A 21,550-nucleotide genomic window follows, 5' to 3' on the forward strand; every position below is an offset into this window, starting at 1 on the left:
ACGCTAGAAGCGCGCTATGGATTCGAGATGAACGAGCTGGGAACGAGGCGACTCGTCGGGGTACCGAACGCTCGAACGCGGTCAAACCCCAGACCGGAAGGGAAAATTCAGCGTCGGCGATCGTTGCGCAGCCGTCGCGACAGCAGCGGCGGCAGGATGACCGCGGCGACCAGGAGTCCCCCGGCGACGAGCATCGTGGTCTGCGGCACCCCCCACGCGTCGGACGCGAGCGTGAACGGGCTCGACACCGCCTGCGCCCCGCCGGCCGCCGCCCCGGAGACCAGGTTGCCGTTGGCGTCGTAGACGGGATCGGATGCCGCCGCCCCGGCCGCCGCGGCCGTTCCTCCCGCCGCGGCGGCGGCCCCGCCGCCTCCGGAGCCGTCACCGCCGCCGCCGCTCGCGCCACTGCCGGGATCGTTCGCCGGCGCGCCGGAGTTCTTGCACGTGGACGGATCGAATCCGCTCACGGACGCTCCCGGGATGCGCTTGATCTGGTCGTACGCCGCCTGGACGAGGTTCATCGGCAGCGGCGAGTAGCCGAGCGTCGCGGCCTGGTTCTGCCCCTCGCAGACGACGTACTTCAGGAACTCGCCGAGCGTGAACCCCTTCACATCGGTGAAGACGCCGCCGACCGCTGTGGGCACGATCATGTACGAGTAGCTCGAGACGGGATACGCATCGGCCTCGGGGGCGTTGTACACGTCGTCGAGGATCTGCGTGAGGTAGTCGGGCGAGCTCTGGTCGGTGTTGATCTTCGCGTGCGTCAGGGCGACCTGGACGTTCGCGGCGGTGGGCTCGACGAAGGCGCCCGCCGCGTTCTGCACCCGCACCACGGGGAAGCCCGCGTTGAGCGCGTAGGAGTACTCGACGTAGGTGATCGCGCCCTCGCCGTAGTCCTGCTTGACGTACCCGGACACACCGAGAGACCCGTTCTGGGCTTTGAACGTGCTGTTGATCGTCGGGAACTGCGAGGTCATGCGGTAGGTCCAGATGGACGGGTACTGCGTCGCCATCCAGCGCGTGAACTGCGCCGTCGAGCCGGATCCGTCCGAGCGCACCACGGGGGTGATCGGACGGCTCGGAAGAGCGAGGTCGGGGTTGAGCGACTGGATCGCCGGGTCGTTCCACGCGGTGATCGCTCCGGTGAAGATCTTGGAGATCACCTCTCCGGTCAGCTGCAGCGTCGTGACCCGCTTGCCGTTGATCTTCAGGTTGTACATGAACGAGCTGCCGCCGGCGACGATCGGGAGATAGGCGTACGGCCGACCGGAGGGGTCTTCGGGCGCGTCGTTGGGGTTGTCCGGCGTCAGCTGGAAGGGGATCTCGCTGACGGCGAAGTCGACACGACCGCTGATGAAGTCGGTGCGACCGGCGGAGGACCCGGTACCGGAGTAGTTCACCGTCATCGCGAAGTTGTTGGCGACGTTGCGGCGCCACTGGTCGAGCGCGTTCTGCGACCACGTCGACCCGGAGCCCGAGATCGCGACGTACGACGGCGCAGCGCCGGCGGGCAGCACCGACACGAGCGAGAGGGCGACGACGGTCGAGACCGCAGCCGCGGTCCGGACGAGGAGTCGAAGTCGACGGGTCACGATGTCTCCTGGTGAGAGGCGGCGAGCGGAGGGGTCACGCGTGCGGAGCCGCGACGACGCTCGATGCGGAGCAGGTCGTCGCGCGAGCGCTGCGACGCGCGGCGCCGCTGACGGTCGGAGAGGACGCCCGCTCCCCGGCCGCCGATGACGCGCGCGATCACGAAGAGGAGCAGGACGAGGATGATGAGCACCGCGGCCGTCCCGAAGCCGCGGGCGATCATGTTCGGCTCCGGCGACTTGACGAAGTCGAACACCTGCAGCGGCAGGGAGATCATCGGCCCGGTGAAGGGGTTGACGTTCATCTCCGCCGTGACCCCGGAGGTCAGCAGCACCGGCGAGGTCTCACCGATCCCGCGCGCGGTGCCGAGGATCACGGCCGTGACCAGACCCGAGCGCGACGTCGGCAGGACCACGTTCCACACCGTGCGCCAGCGCGTCGTGCCCAGCGCGTAGGACGCCTCGCGCAGATTGTTCGGCACGAGGCGGAGGACGACGTCGGAGGCGCGGATGATGATCGGCAGCATCATGACGCTGATCGCCAGCGCCGCGGCGAACCCCGAGCGCTGGTGCGTGACCAGCGTGACGACGGCCGCGTAGATGAACAGTCCGGCCACGATCGACGGCAGCGCCGTCATCGCATCGGAGATCGTCCGCACGAACCGCGCGAAGCGCCCGCCGACCTCGTTGAGGAACACCGCCGTGGTGATGCCGAGCGGGATCGTGATCACCAGGGCGATGGAGATCTGGATCAGCGTCCCGACGATCGCGTGTGCGATCCCCCCGACGCTGAGCGGTTCGAGCGGTCCCGCCAGCCGCATGGTCTCCACGAAGAAGTTCGGATGGATCAACGCGGGCACGCCGCGCACGACGGTGAAGCCGAGGACGAAGACCAGGGCGCCGAGCAGCAGGGCGCCCGCCGAGTAGAAGAGCGCGGTCATGATGCGCTCGCTGACGGTGAGGCGGTCGGCGCGCAGGGCGGACAGGACGCCGTACACGCCCAGGAACGCGATGAAGGAGATGATCAGCCACCCGACGAAGCCCGTCATGGGCGTCAGCCATCCGAACAGGAGGGTGGCGATGGCCAGGCCCGCCGCGACCGCACCCAAAACGTTGAACGCGTCGTCGAGGGGGACGCTGCGCAGATCGCGACGAGCGGCGACCTCGTCGCGACGGTGCGGTACGGCCGTCCGCCCCGCGGCGGCGCTCTCCGCGCGCTCCGGCGCGGCGGTCTCGAGGATCGTCATCAGTTGCTCTCCGCTCCCGAACGGCTGCGGGCCACGATCGTGGATGCCGTGAAGTTGACGATCAGGGTGATGATGAACAGCACGAGCCCGGCGGCCATCAGCGCGGACAGTCCGAACTGACTCGCCTCCCCGTAGCGCAGGGCGATCAGCGCCGACACCGAGTTGGTCCCCGTCTTCAGCACCTGCGGGTTGATCGAGAAGATCGGGGAGATGATCATCACGACGGCGATCGTCTCGCCGAGCGCCCGGCCGAGGGCGAGCATGGTTCCGCCGATGATGCCGCCGCGGCCGAACGGGAGCACGACCGTGCGGATCATCCCCCACCTCGTCGAGCCCAGGGCGAGCGCGCCCTCGCGCTCGCCGAGAGGCGCCTGCGAGAACGCCTCGCGCATGACGGAGGTCTGCGTCGGGACGATCATCAGCGACACGACGATGCCGGCGATGAACGCGGAGGAGGTGAAGGCCCCGGCATCCGTGATGCGGGCGCCGGTGTCGTCGGTGACGGCGAACAGCGGGATCCAGCCGAAGTAGGTCGAGATCCACTGCGAGATGGGGATGACGTTGGACTGGAGGAAGAACACGCCCCACAGCCCGAAGACCACGCTCGGGACGGCGGCCATCAGATCGACGAGCGAGATCAGCAGGGGCCGCACGGATCCCGGCACCACCTCGCTGATCAGCAGGGCCGTCGACAGCGACAGCGGGACGGCGATGGTGAGGGCGATCAGGGCGATGGTCACGGTGCCGAAGAGCACGGCCGCGATGCCGAACTCGCCCGTCTCGGGCGACCATTCCTGGGTCCACAGGAAGGCGGGCCCCGACCGCGCGAGCGCCTCGCCGGCGCGCCCGGAGAGGAAGACGCCGACGGCGAGCATGATCGCGACCGTGACCCCGCCGGCCGTGTAGCAGACGGCGCGGAAGATGCGGTCCGCCTGCACCGGGCGGGAGGTGAGCGGCCGCGGGGTCGGCACGGTCGGCGCCGGGATGACCTCCGTCACGGAGTCAGTGGTCATGGCGCCTCCCTGGCGGGCCGAATCGGTCAGCGGATCGCGATGTCGAGCGACGCTTGTGGATCCGGGCCGCGCGCGCTGCGGGGCGCTCGGGACGCACGCCGCGGTCACAGGATGACGGCACGAGGTGAACGAGGATCGGTCGTTTCATGACCGCCGTCTTACGCCTCGCCGTGCGGGAGATGACGGCTCGGGACGGTGCGCGCAGAGTCACGGACGGGGTGGTTCGGTGACCGCCGGCGACGGTGTCGGTACCGGCGTCGGGGATGCCGACGGGGTGGGCGTCGCGACGGTCTCACCCGGGATCGAGAGCACCACCACCGTGCCGACCGGAGCCCGCTCGCCTGCCGAGGGCATCGACGCGGAGACGGCGCCCGAGGGGCCCGCGCCGACGACCGCCGTCCGCGACGCGAACCCCGCGGACACGAGAGCGGCCTGGGCGTCGGCGAGCGTCATCCCCACCACCGCGGGGATCGCATTGCTCCCCGACGCGAGACGGAGCGTCACGGGCGAGCCCTCCCGCACACGCTCCCCCGCCCCCGGCGACGACTCCAGCACGACGTCGGCGGGAGCCGGTCCGTCGACGCGCGCGAGGTCGCCGACGGCGAGCCCCGCACTCTCCAGCGCCGCGGTGGCCTCGGCGAGACCGAGCCCCCCGACCTGCGGAACCCCTACGAGGACCACCGCGACGCTCGTCGGTGTCGGCGGCGCGGCGACGGACGGCGACGCGGTCGCGGACGGGGCCGTCGGCGAGGCGGCCGGCGGAGCGCTCGTGGATGCCGCCATCGCCGACAGGCCCGCGGCGGCGGTCACCGCGGCGATGAGGACGGCAGCGACCAGGGGCGCCCGCCACGCGCCGCGGGCCGCGGTCACGGCGGGTGGCGGTGCGCTCCCCGCCGCGGCCGCCGGTGTCACGGGGTCGCCCGCGAGACGGGTGCGGTACACGCGGGTCCGCGCCGTCTGCTCCCCCGCCTCGTCCGGAGGCGTGTCCGCGGTGACACCGATCGCGGGGACGGCGGCGGCGAGGGCGGCGGCCATCGCCGCGGCATCCGCGTACCGGTCGTCGGGCCGTTTGAGCATCGCGGTCGTCACGACGCGGTCGAGCGGCCGCGGGATGCCGCGCCGCCGTGCGGAGGGCACGGGCGGCGGAGCGGTGAGGTGGGCGCGCACCACCGCGCGCGCATCGCCGGCGAACGGCGCCGACCCGGTGAGGGCGAAGCAGAGCGTGGCGCCGGCCTGGTAGAGATCACTCGCCTCCCCCACGGCGGCGCCGGACAGCTGCTCCGGCGACGCGTAGGGCACGCTCGCCACGACACCCGCGGTGCGGGAGTCGTCCGCGCTGAGCAGGGCGTCGGCGCCGAGGGTCGTGCGGCCGGGGATGTCCGCGAGCCCGAAGTCGAGCAGCCGGACGCTCCGCGCGAACGCGTCCGCGTTGCCGGCATCGGCGCTCAGACGAGGGTCGAGCATGATGTTGGCGGGGGTGAGGTCACGGTGCACCACCCCGCCGTCGTGCACCGCCTGCAGCGCATCGAGCACGGCGCCCATCAGCGCGACGGCCGCCCACGGTTCGAGGGGCCCGTGCTCGCGGACGTGATCGGCGAGCGTCTCGCCGTCCACGCGCTCCATCGCGATCCAGGCGACCGGCGGGTCGCGGTCGTCCACCCCGGCGTCGTACACCTCCGCGAGGTTCGGATGCGCGATCGCGCGGGCGGCCCGGACCTCTTCGAAGAACGCCTCCCACACGGCGGGGCCGACGGCGAGGTGCGGGTGCAGCAGTTTCAGGGCGACGACGACGCCGCCGACGACGTCGTCGGCCTCGAAGACGGATGCCGTCCCCCCGCTGCCGAGCAGTCGGCGGAGGTGGAACCGGTCCGCGATCAGGCCGTCGCTCATCGCAGGATGAGCGGATCCGTCGGCTCCGGGCGCGCGAGCACGGGCTCACCCGCCGCAGCGAGCTCGCGCATCAGGCGCACGGCCAGCACCGCCGCGCTCTCCGCCGCCGATCTCTTCTCGTAGCGGCGTGCCCCCATCATGACCAGTGCCCCGCCGGAGCTGACGAACCATCCCGTGCTGCGCAGCCGCGGCGCCGGGTTGGTGTGGATCTCGAAGGCGGCCGCATCCCGCAGCACGACCGCGAGATCGGCCCGCGCCGCCGTCTCATCGGCGAACAGGCGGCATCCGCGGGCGATCTCGCGACGGTTCTCGCTCACGAGGCGCCATGCGACCGCGGGCGCCGGCGGCAGGACGTCCTGACCGGTGAGGAACGGTCCCACGCCGGGCCGGCCCGCCGCGATCTCGGCGACGACGCGCATCCACTCGAGGGCGGAGGGGTGCGTGGCCGCGGGAAAGTGCGCGTAGAGAAGACGCGCGGACATGATGCTCCCTTTCGCGACACCGGAAGTCGTGCACTCGGCCGCGAAGGAAGAGTGTCGGCTGCAGGCGACGCGGACGGGTCGGCGGGGTGAACGCGGGAGGTCGATCTCGCGCACGAGAGGTTGCGCGCGACCGGGCTAGAGCGCCCAGGCGCGGCCGGACACCGCCGGCGACATCAGATGCTCCGGCGGCCCTCGAAGGCGCGGCCGAGGGTGACCTCGTCGGCGTACTCGAGGTCGCCGCCGACCGGCAGTCCCGACGCGAGTCGCGTCACACGGATCTCGAGGGTGTGCAGCAGCCGGCTGAGGTAGGTCGCGGTCGCCTCCCCCTCCAGGTTGGGGTTGGTGGCGAGGATGACCTCCTGCACGGTACCGTCCGCGAGGCGCTGCATGAGCTGCGCGATGCGAAGATCTTCGGGCCCGACGCCCGCGATGGGGCTGATCGCGCCGCCGAGCACGTGATAGAGCCCGCGGAACTCACGGGTGCGTTCGATCGCGGAGACGTCCTTGGCGTCCTCGACGACGCAGATGAACGTCTGGTCTCGTCGCGGATCGCGGCAGATGGCACAACGCTCCTGCTCGCTGACGTTTCCGCAGATCTCGCAGAAGCGCACCCGTTCGCGCAGTTCGCCCAGCAGCTGCGAGAGACGCGCGACGTCGAAGGTCGGCGTCTGCAGGATGTGGAACGCGATGCGCTGCGCCGACTTCGGTCCGATGCCCGGAAGGCGGCCGAACTCGTCGATCAGGTCTTGGACGATGCCGTCGTACATGGATCAGTTGAACCTCGTCGGCGGCGTGTACGGTTCCTCGCGCACGAACGTCGCTCCCAGCACCTGGCGCACGACCGCCTCCCCCACGCGCTCGATCCCGCCGGGGCGGGGGGCGCGTACGGGGGCGGGACGCTCGACGGCCACGGGCGCCCGCGGCGGGACGGGCGTGTCGTCGACGGGCGGCGGGAACTCGTCGTCGTCCGGAGCGTCGTCGTCGGTGAGGGTGTACTCGGCCGCTGCCGGGGACGGCGCCTCGCGGACCGCCGTCAGCGTGCGGACGGGCGCCGCCACGGCATCCTCGGGCTCGTCGTCGACCGCGAGCCCGGGCGCCTCCGTCAGGGCGGATGCGACGGGAACGGACGGCGCGGCCGCCACCGGGCCGGGATCGGTCGGGATCGGCGCGACGGCCCACTCCGTCACGGGCGCGGCGGCCGCGGAGGCCACGGAGCTGCCCGTCCGTCCGCCTCCGCCCGGGCGCGCGTCGCCGGTGGGAGCGGGCGCGGTCGCGGGCGGCGATGCGGGCCGCGGGGGCTCAGCGGGAGCACCGTCGGACGGCGGGTCGGCGTCGAAGCGCGCGACGTACTTGACCCGGATGCCGAGGACAGCGTGGATCGCTCCGCGCAGGTCTTCGCTCGGTCCCTTCCCGGCCGCGAGCTTCTTGAAGGCGGCCACGTCGCCCTGCGTCCGGAAGCTGAGGGTCAGCACGTCGTCGGCGAACGCGATCGGGGTGGCGTCGGTCGCGATCATCCACGACGACCGGCTCACCGGTTCGAGCCGCTGCAGGATCTCGGGCCACGCGTCGCGCACCTGCGGCAGCGTCACGGGACCTGCCGGCGGCACGGGTGCGGCGGCAGCCGGCGGAGTCGGTGCGGCGACCGCCGGCGGGACCGGTTCCTCCGGCGGAGTCGACGCGACCGGTGCGGCCGGCGCTGCGGTGGCCGGCGGGGTCGGCGCGGCGGCAGCCGGCGGGTTCGGCGCGGCCGGCGGCTCGGCGACGGGAGCGGCGGCGGGCACGGCCACCGGCGGCGAGTCCGGGGCCGCCGCCGGAACGGATCCGGCGGTGTGGGCGAGGACGCGGGCGACGAGCAGCTCCAGCTGCAGCCGCGGGGACGTCGCACCGCTCATGTCGTCGAGGGCCCCGACGACGAGATCGGCGATGCGCGAGAGGCGATCGGTGCCGAACGCGGACGCCTGACGGCCCATCCGCTCGAGCTCGTCGGCCGGGATGCCGCGCAGCACCGCGCCGGCACCGTCTCCCGTGGCCGCGACGATGATGAGGTCGCGCAGACGCTCGAGCAGGTCGTCGACGAATCGACGCGGGTCCTGACCCGTCTGCACGACGCGGTCGACGGCCGCGAAGGCGGCGGCCGCGTCGTGGGCCGAGAACGCCGTGACGACCTCGTCGAGCAGGGCGCCGTGCGTGTAGCCGAGCAGGGCGACGGCGCGCTCGTAGCGCACGGTCGCACCGGCGGCGCCGTCGACCGGATCGGATCCGGCGATGAGCTGGTCGAGCAGCGACAGCGTGTCGCGGGGCGACCCCCCGCCGGCGCGGACCACGAGCGGCAGCACGCCCGCCTCCGTCTGCACACCCTCCTGGGCGCACAGCTGTTCGACGTACTCGAGCATCGCGGCGGGCGCGACGAGGCGGAACGGGTAGTGGTGGGTGCGCGAGCGGATGGTGCCGATGACCTTCTCGGGCTCGGTCGTCGCGAAGATGAACTTGACGTGCTCCGGCGGCTCCTCGACGAGCTTGAGCAGGGCGTTGAACCCCTGCGCCGTCACCATGTGCGCCTCGTCGAGGATGAAGATCTTGAACCGGTCGCGCGCGGGGGCGAAGATCGCGCGCTCACGCAGGTCGCGGGCGTCGTCGACGCCGTTGTGCGAGGCCGCGTCGATCTCCACCACGTCGAGGGAGCCCCCGCCTCCGCGGCTGAGCTCCACGCAGCTGTCGCAGACGCCGCAGGGGGTGTCGGTCGGGCCCGCCGCGCAGTTCAGGCAGCGGGCGAGGATGCGCGCCGACGTCGTCTTGCCGCAGCCGCGCGGGCCGCTGAACAGATACGCGTGCCCGACGCGGTCGCCGCGCAAGGCGGTCATGAGCGGCTCGGTCACCTGCGCCTGCCCGATCATCTCGCCGAACGTCTCCGGACGGTAGCGGCGGTACAGGGCGGTGGTCACCAGAACAGACTACGGCGTGCCCCCGACATGCGGCGCGGCGGGCGCCCCGGCGGGAACATCTGCGGCCGGACCGCGTTGGGATGGGCATGAGTCTCGCCCTGCCCGACCGGACGGTGGACGTCCTCGTGATCGGCGCCGGCCAGGCGGGACTGTCGGCGGCCTACCATCTGCGCCGCCGCGGGTTCGTCCCGGCACCGGGCGACGGACGCGCCCCCGTGTTCGTCGTGCTCGACGCCGATGCCGCTCCGGGCGGCGCCTGGCAGCATCGGTGGCGTTCGCTGCGGATGGCGACCGTCAACGGCATCCACGAACTGCCGGGAGCCCCCGTTCCCCCGGCCGACCCCGACGCGGCGAGCGCCGACGTGCTCCCGGCGTACTTCGCCGACTACGAGCGGCGATTCGATCTGAGGGTCCAGCGGCCCGTGGACGTCACCGCCGTGCGCCGCGTCGACGCCGATCCGCACGGCCTCCTGGAGGTCGACACCGATCGCGGAGCCTGGCACGCGCGGTTCGTGATCAACGCCACGGGCACCTGGCGACGGCCGTTCTGGCCCCACTACCCGGGTCAGGAGCAGTTCGCGGGCCGCCAGCTGCACGTGCACGACTACGTGTCGGCCGACGAGTTCCGCGGTCAGCGCGTCGTCGTCGTGGGCGCCGGCATCTCGGCCGTGCAGCTCCTGGAGGAGATCTCCCGGGTCGCCGACACCTTCTGGGTCACGCGGCGGGAGGTGCGGTGGGATGCCGCGGAGTTCGACACCGCGGCCCGCGTCGCGGCGATCGCGGGCGTGGAGGAGCGGGTGCGGCGCGGCGAGGCGCCGGGCAGCGTGATCTCGGTGACGGGCCAGCACTGGACGCCCTGGGCGCGGCGCGCGCAGGAGCGCGGCGTCCTCGTGCGCCACCCGATGTTCACCCGCATCGAGGAGCACGGGGTACGGATGCCCGACGGGTCGTTCGAGCCCGCCGACGTCATCCTGTGGGCCACCGGCTTCCGCGCCGACATCGCCCATCTCGCCCCGCTGGGGCTGCGGACCGCGCTCGGCGGTGTCCGCGTGGCGAACGGTCGCGCCGTGGACGAGCCGCGGCTGTTCCTCATCGGCTACGGGCCGTCGCAGTCGACGGTGGGCGCGAACCGCGCCGGCCGCGATGCGGTGCGCGCGATCGTGGCCGACCTCGCGGCCGCTCCGGTCTGAGCCGCCGACGGCGGGTTCGCGCCCGCGGCGACGCCCTGCTACATTCCTGGTCAACGACACGGGGTGCCCGAACCATGGGCTGAGATCACACCCGTCGAACCTGATCTCGTTCGTACGAGCGAAGGGATGTCCCCCCGATGAGCGCGCGCGCCCACCTCTCCCCCGCCGACGCCGTGGATGCCGTGCGCACGGCCCATCCGCTGGTGCAGTGCATCACCAACGCGGTGGTGACGAACTTCACCGCCAACGCCCTCCTGGCCCTGGGCGCCGCCCCCGCGATGTGCGACATCCCCGGCGAAGCGGGCGTGTTCGCGGGCATCGCGGACGGCGTGCTCGTGAACCTCGGCACGCCGACGGCCGAGCAGCGCACCGCGGCGCGCGAGGCGGTCGCGGCGACCGAGCGCTGGGTGCTCGATCCCGTCGCCGTCGGCGTGCTCCCGGTGCGGACGGCCCTCGCCGCCGAGCTCGTCGAGCGCCGACCCGCGATCGTGCGCGGCAATGCGTCGGAGATCCTCGCACTCGCCGGCCTCGGGGCGGGCGGACGCGGCGTGGATGCCACCGACGACCCGGAGGCCGCGGGGGACGCGGCGGTCGCGCTCGCCCGGCGGACGGGCGGGGTGGTGGCGGTGTCGGGGCCGGTCGACCTGATCACCGACGGCACCCGGGTGGTCCGGGTGCACGGCGGCGACGCGCTGCTGACCCGGGTGACGGGAGGCGGATGCGCGCTCGGTGCGACCATGGCGGCCTTCCTGGGCGTGTGCGACCCACTGTCGGCGGCGGTCGCGGCCTCCGCCGTGCACGCCGTCGCGGCGGAACGGGCGGCGCGCGCGGCCCGCGGGCCGGGCTCGTTCGCGGTGGCGTTCCTCGACGCTCTGGCCGCCGTGGCGCCGGCCGACCTCGACACCCCCGATCGCCTCTCGTCTGCGGAGCCCGCGCGATGAGCGGGGCCACCGGTCACGACCTCTCGCTGCACCTCGTCACCGACGAGCGCGTCCCGTTCCCGCTGCTGTGCGAGATCGTCGATGCGGCCGTGGCCGGCGGGGCGAGCGTGGTGCAGCTGCGCGCCAAGGCCTCCACCGCCCGCGAGCTGATCGCACAGACGGTCGCTCTGTCGGATGTCGTCGCCGCACGGGCGGCGCTCGTCGTCGACGACCGGCTCGACGTCGTGCTCGCGGCCCGTGACGCCGGCGCCCGTGTCGACGGCATCCACCTGGGCCAGAGCGACGTGCCCCCGCAGACCGCCCGTGCCCTGCTCGGCGCCGACGCGCTGGTCGGCTGGACGGCGAACACCCCCGCCCACCTCGCCGCCGCGGCCGAGATGCCCGCCGGCACCCTCGACTACCTCGGGGTGGGGGTCATCCGGCCCACCGCGACCAAGCCCGATCACCCCGAGCCGCTCGGCATCGGCGGGTGCGCGAGGATCGCCGCCGCGACCGCACTGCCCTGCGTCGCGATCGGGGGCGTGACGCCGGCCGACGTCCCTGCCCTCCGGGCCGCGGGCGCCGCGGGCGTCGCGGTGGTCTCGGCGATCTGCGCGGCCGCCGATCCGGGCGCGGCGGCGGGGGTCTTCGCCGCCGCTCTGACCGGCCCCGCCGAGCACGCCGCCGAGGCGGCCCGGTGACCGCCGGCATCCCCCGCGTGCTCAGCATCGCCGGGACCGATCCGACCGGTGGGGCGGGCATCCAGGCCGACCTCAAGTCGATCGGCGCGCTCGGCGGGTACGGGATGGCGGTGGTCACGGTGCTCGTCGCCCAGAACACCCGCGGCGTGCGCACGCTGCACGCGCCGCCGACGGCGTTCCTCGACGAGCAGCTGCGCGCGGTCAGCGATGACGTCGAGATCGATGCGGTCAAGATCGGGATGCTGCTCTCGGGCGAGATCGCCGGCGTCGTCGAGGCCTGGCTGACGCGGGTGCGTCCGCCGGTGGTGGTCCTCGATCCGGTGATGGTGGCCACGAGCGGCGACCGGCTCCTCGACGCCGAGGCGGTGGCGGCCGTCCGTCGGCTGTGCCGCCGCGCCCACCTCGTCACCCCGAACCTGCCCGAGCTGGCCGTCCTCGTCGACGCCGCGCCCGCCGCATCGTGGCCGCAGGCCGTGGCACAGGCCGAACGCCTGCACCGTGAGACCGGGACGGCCGTGCTGCTGAAGGGCGGGCACCTCGACGGCGCCGCCTCTCCCGATGCGATCGTCGACGCCGACGGCGTGCACGAGGTCTCCGGCATCCGCGTGATGACCCGTCACACGCACGGCACCGGGTGCTCGCTGTCCTCCGCCATGGCCACGCTCGGCGCCGCCGGGATGCCGTGGCCGGCGGCGCTGGCACGGGCGAAGGCGTGGCTGACGGGCGCGTTGCAGCATGCGGACGCCCTTCGCGTCGGCGAGGGCGACGGACCCGTCGACCACTTCCACGAGCTGCGCCCCGCGCTGCGGGACGGGGCGCCGTGGAGCGCGGGCGTGTGGCGGCTGACCTCGACCGTTCGCGCCGACGTCGACGCGTGCGACCTCGTGACGGGCCTCGGCGACGGCTCCCTCGACCTCGACCGCTTCCATCGCTACCTCGCGCAGGACGCCCTGTATCTGCGGGCATACTCCCGCGTGCTCGCCCGCGCCGCCGAGCTCGCCGCGGACGGGCAGGAGCGCGCCTTCTGGACGGAGGCGTCGGCCTCGTGCCTCCTCGAGGAGGAGCGCCTCCACCGCGTGCGCATCGGCGAGGCCCACCCCGAGCCGGGCCCGGCCACGCGCGGCTATCTCGCCCACTTCGACCGGGTCGTCGCGGGCGGCTCCTCTGCGGAGCTGGTCGCCGCCGTGCTCCCCTGCTTCTGGCTCTACGCCGATCTCGGCACCCGGCTCGCGCCGCTCGCGCACGACGCGCACCCCTACGCCGACTGGCTGCGGGCCTACGGCGACCCGGCGTTCGCGGAGGCTACGAGGCGGGCGATCGCGATCGCCGACGCGGCAGCCGCCGCGGCATCCCCGGACGACCGCGACCGGATGTCCGCCGCGTTCGAGCGGTCGATGCGTCACGAGCTCGCCTTCTTCGACGCCCCCTGAGGGTGACGATTCCGTTGACGCTCACGCCGGATACCAGACCCGGGTTTCCTGCACGGACGTCAACGGAACGGCCTGTGGACGAGAGGGCGCCTCAGACGACGAGGGCGAGCGACATCAGACCGACGGATGCCGCCATCGCCGCGTACTGTCCGCGATCCAGCGCGGTGCGTGCCCGCACCGCCACCCGCACCGATCCGAGCACATAGGCGCCGGCGAGCACCACGCCCACCGGTGCGAGCGCCGGGGCGGACGCCCCGTGGTGATGCGCGGCGTCGGCGACCCCGCCGCCCGTCATCGCGAGCATCAGCGCCGCCATCACGACCATGCCTGCGGCGGCATGCAGTCCCATCGGCATCCGTACGGCGTCCGCGGAACGGCCGGATCCTCGACGCCGTCCACCGGCCGCCGAGAGGGCGATCGCCCCGGCCAGGAGCATCGCCACCCACCACACCACCGGCACGAGCCGCGTCACCGCGGCATCCGCCATCGCGACGAGCATGAGCAGCGCGGTCGCCAGCTCCCCGGCTCGCGCCCGCCGCCGGTCGGCTGCCAGGCAGCACAGTCCGATCGTGGCGGGCGCGAGCGCGAACAGGTGCAGGGTCACGTTCTCAACTGTGGTGTCCGTGACCGCCGTGGTCATGACCGTGACCGCCGTGATCATGACCGGGCGCGCAGTGCGCGGACGTCGGCGCGGGAACATGCAGCGCGGGGTTGCGCTCGAAGAAGTTGTACGGCTTGAGGGTGAACTTCGCGTAGTCCATCGGCATGACCGGCCAGTCCTCGTTGCGCGGGAAGTGCGTCAGGCCGAAGGTGTGCCACAGCACGAGGTCCTCGCCGACCAGCGGCTCGTCGCCGGCGATGAAGGCGGGGATGCCGCCGCCGCCCGGGTGCTGGTTGACGAAGTCCCCCGCCGCGTACCGCTCGTCCGGGTCGTACTTCGTGACGAAGAGGTTCTTGGTCGCGAAGGCGGCGCGCGCGGCGATCGAGGAGTCGTCGTCCGCCAGCAGCACGGGGGTCTCCGTCGGGAAGAGCACGTACGACGTGGGCTGGCCCATCGCGGTGGTCCGCTCGGTCGACGCGATCTGCCAGACCCGGTTCACGGCGCCGTCGGCGACGCGGCCGGAGACCTTCTCCGACACGATGGGCGTGACCTTCTTCGTGAAGGCGTTGCCCGCCGGGTTCTGCGGCGAGATCGGCACCCGCACCGCGTCGATCTCGTTGACGACGTTCGCCACGCCGTCCACGGTCATGTCGAGCCGGGCCGAGAAGAGGTGCTGATGGTAGGGGGCGCCCAGGCCGGGTGCCACCTGCGACGCGAACGGGTAGTCCGCGCCGGGGTAGGCGGAGGTGAAGAGGATGCCGGTCAGCTTCGCCTCGCACTCGAGCGTGCCGTCGAGGTACAGGTACCAGAAGAAGCCGTAGTCGTAGTTGCCGACCGTGGTGAAGAAAGAGATCACGAGCCGGCGCTGGCGGCGTACCTCGCTGGCGCCCGTGAAGATGTCGGTGTGCTTCCAGAGAGAGCCGAAGTCCTCCTCGTGCATGCACACGCCGTTGCGGACGGTCCGCGGCATCCCCAGCTCGTCGGCGAGCACCGCGTCGACGTAGGTGATGTCGCCGACGCAGTCGCACCCGAGCTCCAGCTCGTTGGTGTAGCGCCCGAACAGGTATTCGCCGGTGTCGAAGTAGTTCTGCCAGAAGCGGTTGGGCGCGGGGTCGGCGTACGGCACGACCATCTCGCTGATCGAGCCGCGGTACATCACCGGTCGTCCCTGGAAGCTCAGCTGGCGCAGGATCAGCCCTTCGCGCGCGTCGAAACCGATGCGCAGATCCCAGTCCCCCCACACGACGTGCTCCTGGTCGACCGTGAAGCTCGACCCCTCGGGCTGGGTGATGACGATCGGCTTCAGCCCCTCCAGGGGCGGTCCCTGGAGGGCGGGATCGTCGTAGTTGCCGCTCGTCTCGGGCACCGCGAACCCGGGGGTGTCCACGATCTCGATCACCGAGCGCGCCGCGACATCGATGTAGGCCGTGAGGCCGTCGACGGGATGGGCCCACGGATGGTCCTGGGGGTGATCCTGTCGGAAGGCGAAGGTGCGGAGGATGCGTCGTCCCTCCTCGGCCGGGTACCCGTAGTGTCCCGCCGACAGCGGAACGAGCACGACGTCCTCGACCGTCAGACCGCGGGCGGCGAGCGCGGCCACCCATCCCTCGTCGGCGCCGGCGATCACGCCGACCTCCTCGAACTCCGCATCGAGGATCGGGAGCTGTCCCGCCGTTCCGTCGAGCACCGTCTCGCGCAGCACCTCGCCGCTGGCGAGGGACACGACGAGGTCGCTCGACCGGGTCGTCGCCATGTCGAGCAGCTGCACCCGTGCGCGCCGCTCCGGCGCGGGCCCGCCCTGCTCCCAGGCCGCGATCTCGCCCTTGGCCGGCTCTTCCAGTCCGACGTAGACGAATCGGACGCGATCGGTGGTCGACGCGAGCGCCAGCACGATCGTGCGGACCGCGTCGATCTCGGCGGCGGAGAGGGAGGCCAGCGGGTGGGCGGGCGCGGCGGGGGCGGCGAAGCCCGACGCGGTGAGGTCGGTGAGGGTCATCCGGATGTCCTTCGTTCGAGGGGTGGGGCTTTCGAGGGGTGGGGCTTTCGTGGGGTGCGGCGTTCGAGGGTGCTCAGCCGGCGATGGCGTCGGTGAGCTTCGCGTAGGCGGCGGGGCGGCGCGCGCGGATCCACGCGGCCTGGACGTAGCCCAGAGCGGGGAAGAGCACGACGAGCCCGATGAGGAACCAGCTCAGCCCGCCGAACACCGGGGCGCCCTCGGCATCCACATCGCCGACCATGATCGGGAAGTAGGCGACGATGAGCGCCGCCGAGATGACGAGCCCGGCGAACCCGAGCGCCGGGGCGACGATGGTGTTCCAGACCCGCCGGTCGGAGCGCCGCCTCAGGAAGTAGACGATCACCGCCACCGAGGTGACGGCCATGAGGATCGCGATGGCGAGCGTGGCGACGCCGGCGAACCACGTGAAGACGGCCAGCACCGGGTCGAGCTGGAAGGCCGCGAAGATCCCCGTCAGCACGGCGGCCGTGACGGTCTGGACGATGGAGGACGCGTGCGGCGACAGGTGGCGGTGGTGCACGGCGGAGAGCCGCTCGGGCAGAACGCCGGCGGTGGCCATCGAGTGCTGGTAGCGGGTGACGACGTTGTGGAAGGAGAGCACGCACGCGAACATCGACGTGATCAGCAGCACGTTCGTGACGATCTCCCCGATCGGTCCCAGGTAGGTGGCCATCGTGCGCAGGATGAGGCTGCCCGGATCGGCGGCCGCCTCGTCGACGATCGCGCTCGGTCCCCACGCCATCACGAGACCCCAAGAGGCCACGGTGTAGAAGACGCCGATGCCGATCACGGCCATGTAGGTGGCCCGCGGGATGGTGCGATCCGGGTCGCGGGCCTCGTCGCGGAAGATGGCGGTGGCCTCGAAGCCGATGAAGGCCGCGATGGCGAACATGAGCCCGACCCCCGGCGAGCCGCTGGCGATGTTGGCGGGCTCGAAGGGGGCGAGGCTCAGCCCCTCGGGGGCACGGAACAGCACGACGGCGACGAGCACGACGACGACACCGACCTCCGCGATCAGCAGCACCCCGAGCACCTTGCTCGACAGGTCGATGTGCCGATAGCCGAGGATGCCGACCAGTCCGATGACCAGCAGCGAGAACAGCCACCACGGCAGCGAGATCCCGGCCGTCGACGCGAGCGTGTAGGAGAGGATGTAGCCGACGTAGCCGTACACCGAGACCTGGATCGTCGTGTAGGTCAGCATCGCGATCCATGCCGCCGCCAGTCCCGTCGAACGTCCGAGGCCGTAGCCGACGTAGGTGAAGAAGGCGCCCGGCCGCGGGATGTGCCGCGACATCGCGGCGAGACCCACGGAGAACAGCAGCAGGATGACGGCGCTGACGGCGTACAGGGCCGGGAAGCCGACCCCGTTTCCGATCAGGATGCCGAGGGGCGCCGCACCCCCGATGACGGTGAGCGGCGACGCCGCGGCGACGACCATGAAGACGATGGCCGTCGCGCCCAGCGAGCCCGTCAGGGCGCGGGCGGGCGACGCGGCGGACGGGGCGGCGGCGCCGGGTGAGTCGATTCTCGTCATGATGACCTCTCCAGATCGGGGTGCGGAGCGAGGCGGAAGGAACGGATACCGGGATCGTCGCGCAGGGCCGTCACGGCGCCGTCTCCGGGCCGTGAAAATCCCGCGCTCCCGGAATGGGAGGGCCCGCCGACGGCGTCTCATTCGGGGAAACCAGGCGGAAACACGAGAGACGTGGGGCGGCAACGGCGCCGCCCTAGCATCGGCGGGCAAGGAGGGACGATGACCGCACTGGAGCGCGCGATCCGCAGCCCCGCGCCGGTCCGCGACTTCGGCGGACGCTCACCGCTGCACGGCCTGGACCGGCGCAGCGTCGGGTTCATCGACGTGATGGCGCAGTCGGTCGCCGCCGTCGCCCCGGCCGCGGCGGCGACCACGGTCACGGTCCTGGTCGCCGGCGTGTCGCCCGGCGGCGTCATCGTGTCGGTGCTCGTCGCCGGGGTCCTGAGCCTGCTGGTCGCCTCTGCCGTCGGCCAGTTCGCGCGCCGCCTCGCCGCGTCGGGCGCGCTGTACACGTACGCGGCGCGCGGACTCGGGCCGGCGGGCGGACTCGCGACGGGAACCGCCGCCGTTGTCGGGTACGCCGCCGTCGCGATGTTCGCGCTCCTCGGCGGCGCCTACTACACCGCCCTCCTGCTCCGGCCGTTCTGGCCGGCCGCCGACGCACCGCTCGGGATCGCCTGCGTCCTGCTGGCCGAGGCGGGACTGCTGACTCTCGTGCTCGTCCGCGGCATCCGCCTCTCCGCTCGCGTCGCGCTGCTCGTGGAATTCGCCTCCGTCGTGCTCATCGTCGTCCTGCTCGTGGTGCTGCTGACGCGGATCGGTCCGGTCGATCCGGCGGCGCTGCTGCCGTCGCCCGCCGCCGACACGCCGCTGGGGGTAGGCGCCGGGGCGCTCATCGCCCTGACCGCGTACGTCGGGTTCGAGAGCGCGGCGACGCTCGGGGTGGAGGCGCGCACCCCGCTGCGGACGATCCCCCGCGCGGTCCGCGCCACCGTCGTGATCTCGCTCCTGCTCTACCTCCTGGCCGCGGCCGCCCAGGTCGCCGGGTTCGCCGCGCTGCGCCGCGACTTCGCCGCCAGCGCGTCGCCGCTCAACGAGCTCGCCGACGCGTTCGGCATCGGCGGGTGGGCGAGCGTCGCCGACCTCGGCATCGCGGCATCCTTCCTGGCGTGCGCCATCGGGTCGACCACGGCGTTGGCGAGGGTGCTGTTCGCGATGGGACGCGACGACGTCATGCCGCGCCTCGCGGGACGCACCCACGCGCGCTACGGCACGCCCATCGGCGCCATCGCGATCGCCCTACCCGCGGTGGTGGGCGTTCCGCTGGCGCTCGTCGTCTGCGGCGTCGACCTCCGCGACGCGATGCACATCACGATCGCCCTCGGCGGCATCGGCTACATCGTCTCGTACGTGTTCGCCTGCATCGCGGTGCCGCTGTTCCTGCGCAGGATCGGGGAGCTGACGTCGCTCGCCGCGGTGACGGCCCTGTGCGCCGCCGTCGCGCTGTCGGGGGCCGTGGTCGCCTTCGCGGCGGCCGACATCGCGGCGGGCAGCGCCGCCGTGTGGATCGCCGCCGCGGTCGGCGCCGTCTCGGCCGCCCTGATCGCGTGGCGCCTGCGCCGCCCGATCGGCCCGTTGGGGGCGTACGACGTCCCCGTCGCCGCGGCCGTGCTCGGCGGCATCGCACGAGATGACCGGGATGGCTGAGACACGCGCCGGCCCCTCGCAGCCGACGCTCTCCGCGCGCCAGCCGCGCGCGATCCACAGCGCGCTCACGGTGCTCGAAGCGGTCGCGGAGCTCGGCGCCGGCGTGACGGCGCGCGAGCTCTCGACACGGCTCGCACTGCCGCGCGCGACGACCTACCGTCTGCTCAACCTGCTCGTCGAGGACGAGTACCTCGTTCGCACCCCCGATCTGTCCGGATTCGCGCTGGGGTCGAAGGTGGCGCAGCTGGCCGCGGCCGCCGCCCCCGCTCGACTGCCCACCCGCGCCCACGACATGGTCGCCGACGCGCGATCGACCATACGAGGAGGCGTCCACGTCGCCGTGTACGTCGACCGCCGCGTGCAGTTGCTCGACGAGGATCCCGATTTCCCCTTCAGCGATGCGGTACGCCTGGCGCGCGAGCCGGAGCGCTACGCGCTCGGCGCCCTCATGCTGGTCGCCGCGGGCGATTCCGGACCCACCGCGACGACCGCGGCGGCCGAGCTCGCGCGGATCGGCGGTGTGCGCCGGCTCGACGGCGGCGTGGCGGGGTTCGGATGCCTGGCCGTCCCCCTCCGCGGCGCCGACGGCGGCATCGCCGGCGCGCTGGCCTTCTCCGGCCCGCGGCACCGGATCGTCGAGGCGGACGAGCTGCTCGGTCGGCTGACCCCCGTCGCCGAGGACGTCGCGCCGTACGTCGCGTGATGCGAGAACACTTCCGAACCCGTTGCATTATTCGAATCTTTGTTCTATACTGGGTCGGAGAAGTCCCGCGCGTGCCCACCTCGTTTCAGCGGGTTCTGCCTCCCGGCCTCGGCCGGGCGGAGGTGACGATGCACGCGATCCCGGATGCCCCGGCTCGAGGTTCGGCCTGGCCGGCGTTGGATGATCTGGTCACGCGTCTGCGGGCGGCCCGGCGCCGCATCGCCGCGGCGCAGGCGGAGGAAGCGGCCGTGCTCGCGGCGGCGGTCGAGCTCGTCGCAGACCGGGTGGCGGTGTCACGGCAGGAGGCCCAGCGGCAGGGCCGGGCTCTGCCGATGGGGGAAGCGGATCTCCCGGTGCGCGAAGTGTGCCTCGAACTGGGCATGGCGATCCGGGCTTCCGACAGGGGCGTGCAGCGGCGGATGTCCGATGCGCATCAGCTGATGACCTCGTTCTCCCGCACCCATGCGGCGTGGGCGGCCGGTGAGATCGACGCCGGTCATGCCTGGGCGATCAGCAGGACCGGGACCATGCTGACCGGCGACGAGGATCGCGCGCGGTTCGAGGATCGTGCGCTGGAGGTCGCCCGATCCGAATCCCCGACGCGCGCGGCGCCGGCGATCACGGCGATCGCCGCGAGCATCGACCCGGCCGCGTTCGAGCAGTCCGCCCGTCGGGGCTTCGATGAGCGCTCGGTGCGCCTGTTCGACCTCGACGACGGGATGGCGAGGTTGATCGCCGACCTCCCGGCCCCGCTCGCCCACGCGATCCACGACGCCCTGACCACCCGCGCCCGCGCGATCCTCGACCGCGAGCCGGAGGCCGACGCCGACGCGGCCACGCCGCGCGCCGACGCCGATTCCGATGGCGGACACCACGGCGACGAGGATGCCGTGGTCACCGGGAACGGCAGGGGAACCGGCCCGGGAAGGGGCGGGCGAACCGGCAGCCGCCACCGGTCGGACGCCCGCACGCTGGCGCAGGTGCGCGCGGACGTCTTCAGCGACCTGGTGCTCACCGGCCGGCCGACGACCCGCGCGACCGGCGACGGCCTCGAGGCCGTCGCGGCGCGGATCCACGTCACGATCCCCGCCCTCACCCTCGCCGGCGACCCGACCGGCGGCCCGGCCCTGCTGGCGGGGTACGGCCCGATCGCCACATCTTTCGCCCGTCGCCTCGCGGGGCTCGCCCCCGGCTGGGACCGGATCTTCACCGACCCGCACACCGGTGAAGTCCGCGCGGTGGACCGGTACCGCCCCAGCGCGGAGCTACGCCGCTATCTCACCGCCCGCGACGAGCACTGCCGCACCCCCGGCTGCACCCGCCCCGCGCAGCGGTGCGACATCGACCACACGACCGCGGCCGCGCACGGCGGCGCCACCGCCCACGACAACCTCGCCCACCTGTGCCGGCGGCACCATACGACGAAGCACCACACGGCGTGGCGCGTCCGGCACCTCAGAAACGGCACGCTCGAGTGGACGAGCCCGGCCGGACACCACTACCGCGACCGCCCACCCGCCATCGTCAGGTTCGTCCCCGCCGCGGAGGACCCGCCGCCGTTCTGACCCGCGCCGAAACGCG

General features: G+C 73.0%; 17 protein-coding genes and 1 riboswitch. Of the genes, 7 read left to right on the forward strand and 10 right to left on the reverse strand.

The annotated features are described in order from the left end of the window. Positions 1 to 107: 107 nt before the first annotated feature. The 7 genes from pstS to KY498_RS07385 form a co-directional block, all read right to left on the reverse strand. Positions 108 to 1,592, reverse strand: coding sequence for a phosphate ABC transporter substrate-binding protein PstS (gene pstS, locus KY498_RS07355; RefSeq protein ID WP_061782354.1), 1,485 nt, complete (start codon positions 1,590 to 1,592; stop codon positions 108 to 110). Beyond that, a complete protein-coding gene (gene pstA, locus KY498_RS07360) occupies positions 1,589 to 2,836 on the reverse strand; it encodes a phosphate ABC transporter permease PstA (RefSeq protein WP_191008059.1) in 1,248 nt (415 codons plus the stop codon). Before pstA ends, pstS begins: the two co-directional genes overlap by 4 nt. Beyond that, positions 2,836 to 3,849 (reverse strand): phosphate ABC transporter permease subunit PstC, encoded by a 1,014-nt coding sequence (gene pstC / locus KY498_RS07365; protein ID WP_060960205.1) that lies wholly within the window; start codon positions 3,847 to 3,849, stop codon positions 2,836 to 2,838. Before pstC ends, pstA begins: the two co-directional genes overlap by 1 nt. A 207-nt stretch (positions 3,850 to 4,056) precedes the next feature. After that, positions 4,057 to 5,739, reverse strand: a complete 1,683-nt coding sequence (locus KY498_RS07370; RefSeq protein ID WP_191008058.1) for a PASTA domain-containing protein — start codon at positions 5,737 to 5,739, stop codon at positions 4,057 to 4,059. After that, positions 5,736 to 6,221 (reverse strand): hypothetical protein, encoded by a 486-nt coding sequence (locus KY498_RS07375; RefSeq protein WP_060961042.1) that lies wholly within the window; start codon positions 6,219 to 6,221, stop codon positions 5,736 to 5,738. The genes KY498_RS07370 and KY498_RS07375 overlap by 4 nt, the downstream gene beginning before the upstream one ends. A 173-nt stretch (positions 6,222 to 6,394) precedes the next feature. Next, positions 6,395 to 6,988 (reverse strand): recombination mediator RecR, encoded by a 594-nt coding sequence (gene recR, locus KY498_RS07380; RefSeq protein ID WP_060961043.1) that lies wholly within the window; start codon positions 6,986 to 6,988, stop codon positions 6,395 to 6,397. 3 nt (positions 6,989 to 6,991) lie between these two features. Further along, positions 6,992 to 9,163 carry a DNA polymerase III subunit gamma and tau gene (locus KY498_RS07385; protein WP_191008057.1) on the reverse strand — a complete coding sequence of 724 codons (2,172 nt, stop codon included), beginning with the start codon at positions 9,161 to 9,163 and terminating at the stop codon, positions 6,992 to 6,994. Between the two features lie 86 nt (positions 9,164 to 9,249). Here KY498_RS07385 and KY498_RS07390 point away from each other — a divergent pair, with 86 nt between their 5' ends. From KY498_RS07390 to thiD, 4 genes are all read left to right on the forward strand, one after another. Then, positions 9,250 to 10,353 (forward strand): NAD(P)-binding domain-containing protein, encoded by a 1,104-nt coding sequence (locus KY498_RS07390; protein ID WP_191008056.1) that lies wholly within the window; start codon positions 9,250 to 9,252, stop codon positions 10,351 to 10,353. Positions 10,354 to 10,402: 49 nt separating this feature from the next. Then, positions 10,403 to 10,497: riboswitch (TPP riboswitch) on the forward strand. After that, entirely contained in the window at positions 10,491 to 11,294 is an 804-nt protein-coding gene (gene thiM, locus KY498_RS07395; RefSeq protein ID WP_191008055.1) for a hydroxyethylthiazole kinase, read from the forward strand. Its footprint overlaps the riboswitch before it by 7 nt. Next, positions 11,291 to 11,974: a thiamine phosphate synthase gene (gene thiE, locus KY498_RS07400; RefSeq protein ID WP_191008054.1), complete on the forward strand. Its 684-nt coding sequence runs from the start codon at positions 11,291 to 11,293 to the stop codon at positions 11,972 to 11,974. The genes thiM and thiE overlap by 4 nt, the downstream gene beginning before the upstream one ends. Then, positions 11,971 to 13,404: a bifunctional hydroxymethylpyrimidine kinase/phosphomethylpyrimidine kinase gene (thiD, locus tag KY498_RS07405; protein ID WP_191008053.1), complete on the forward strand. Its 1,434-nt coding sequence runs from the start codon at positions 11,971 to 11,973 to the stop codon at positions 13,402 to 13,404. Before thiE ends, thiD begins: the two co-directional genes overlap by 4 nt. Before the next feature lie 91 nt (positions 13,405 to 13,495). On the opposite strand, the gene KY498_RS07410 is transcribed toward thiD, so the two are convergent. The 3 genes from KY498_RS07410 to KY498_RS07420 form a co-directional block, all read right to left on the reverse strand. Beyond that, a complete protein-coding gene (locus tag KY498_RS07410; protein ID WP_191008052.1) occupies positions 13,496 to 14,008 on the reverse strand; it encodes a hypothetical protein in 513 nt (170 codons plus the stop codon). 4 nt (positions 14,009 to 14,012) lie between these two features. Beyond that, positions 14,013 to 16,001, reverse strand: a complete 1,989-nt coding sequence (locus tag KY498_RS07415; protein WP_191008051.1) for a primary-amine oxidase — start codon at positions 15,999 to 16,001, stop codon at positions 14,013 to 14,015. A gap of 73 nt (positions 16,002 to 16,074) precedes the next feature. Further along, the gene (locus KY498_RS07420; RefSeq protein WP_101305796.1) at positions 16,075 to 17,559 is read right to left on the reverse strand and encodes an APC family permease; all 1,485 of its coding nucleotides are present in this window, start codon (positions 17,557 to 17,559) and stop codon (positions 16,075 to 16,077) included. Between the two features lie 219 nt (positions 17,560 to 17,778). Here KY498_RS07420 and KY498_RS07425 point away from each other — a divergent pair, with 219 nt between their 5' ends. Genes KY498_RS07425 through KY498_RS07435 form a run of 3 tightly spaced genes read left to right on the forward strand, consistent with a single transcriptional unit; the run spans position 17,779 to position 21,534 of the window. After that, the gene (locus KY498_RS07425; RefSeq protein ID WP_101305795.1) at positions 17,779 to 19,266 is read left to right on the forward strand and encodes an APC family permease; all 1,488 of its coding nucleotides are present in this window, start codon (positions 17,779 to 17,781) and stop codon (positions 19,264 to 19,266) included. Continuing rightward, positions 19,259 to 19,969: a helix-turn-helix domain-containing protein gene (locus tag KY498_RS07430; RefSeq protein ID WP_101305794.1), complete on the forward strand. Its 711-nt coding sequence runs from the start codon at positions 19,259 to 19,261 to the stop codon at positions 19,967 to 19,969. The genes KY498_RS07425 and KY498_RS07430 overlap by 8 nt, the downstream gene beginning before the upstream one ends. Beyond that, entirely contained in the window at positions 19,969 to 21,534 is a 1,566-nt protein-coding gene (locus KY498_RS07435; RefSeq protein ID WP_223848853.1) for an HNH endonuclease signature motif containing protein, read from the forward strand. The genes KY498_RS07430 and KY498_RS07435 overlap by 1 nt, the downstream gene beginning before the upstream one ends. Positions 21,535 to 21,550 lie beyond the last annotated feature (16 nt).

Source organism: Microbacterium sp. PAMC21962, from assembly GCF_019443465.1.
Taxonomy (GTDB): domain Bacteria; phylum Actinomycetota; class Actinomycetes; order Actinomycetales; family Microbacteriaceae; genus Microbacterium; species Microbacterium hominis.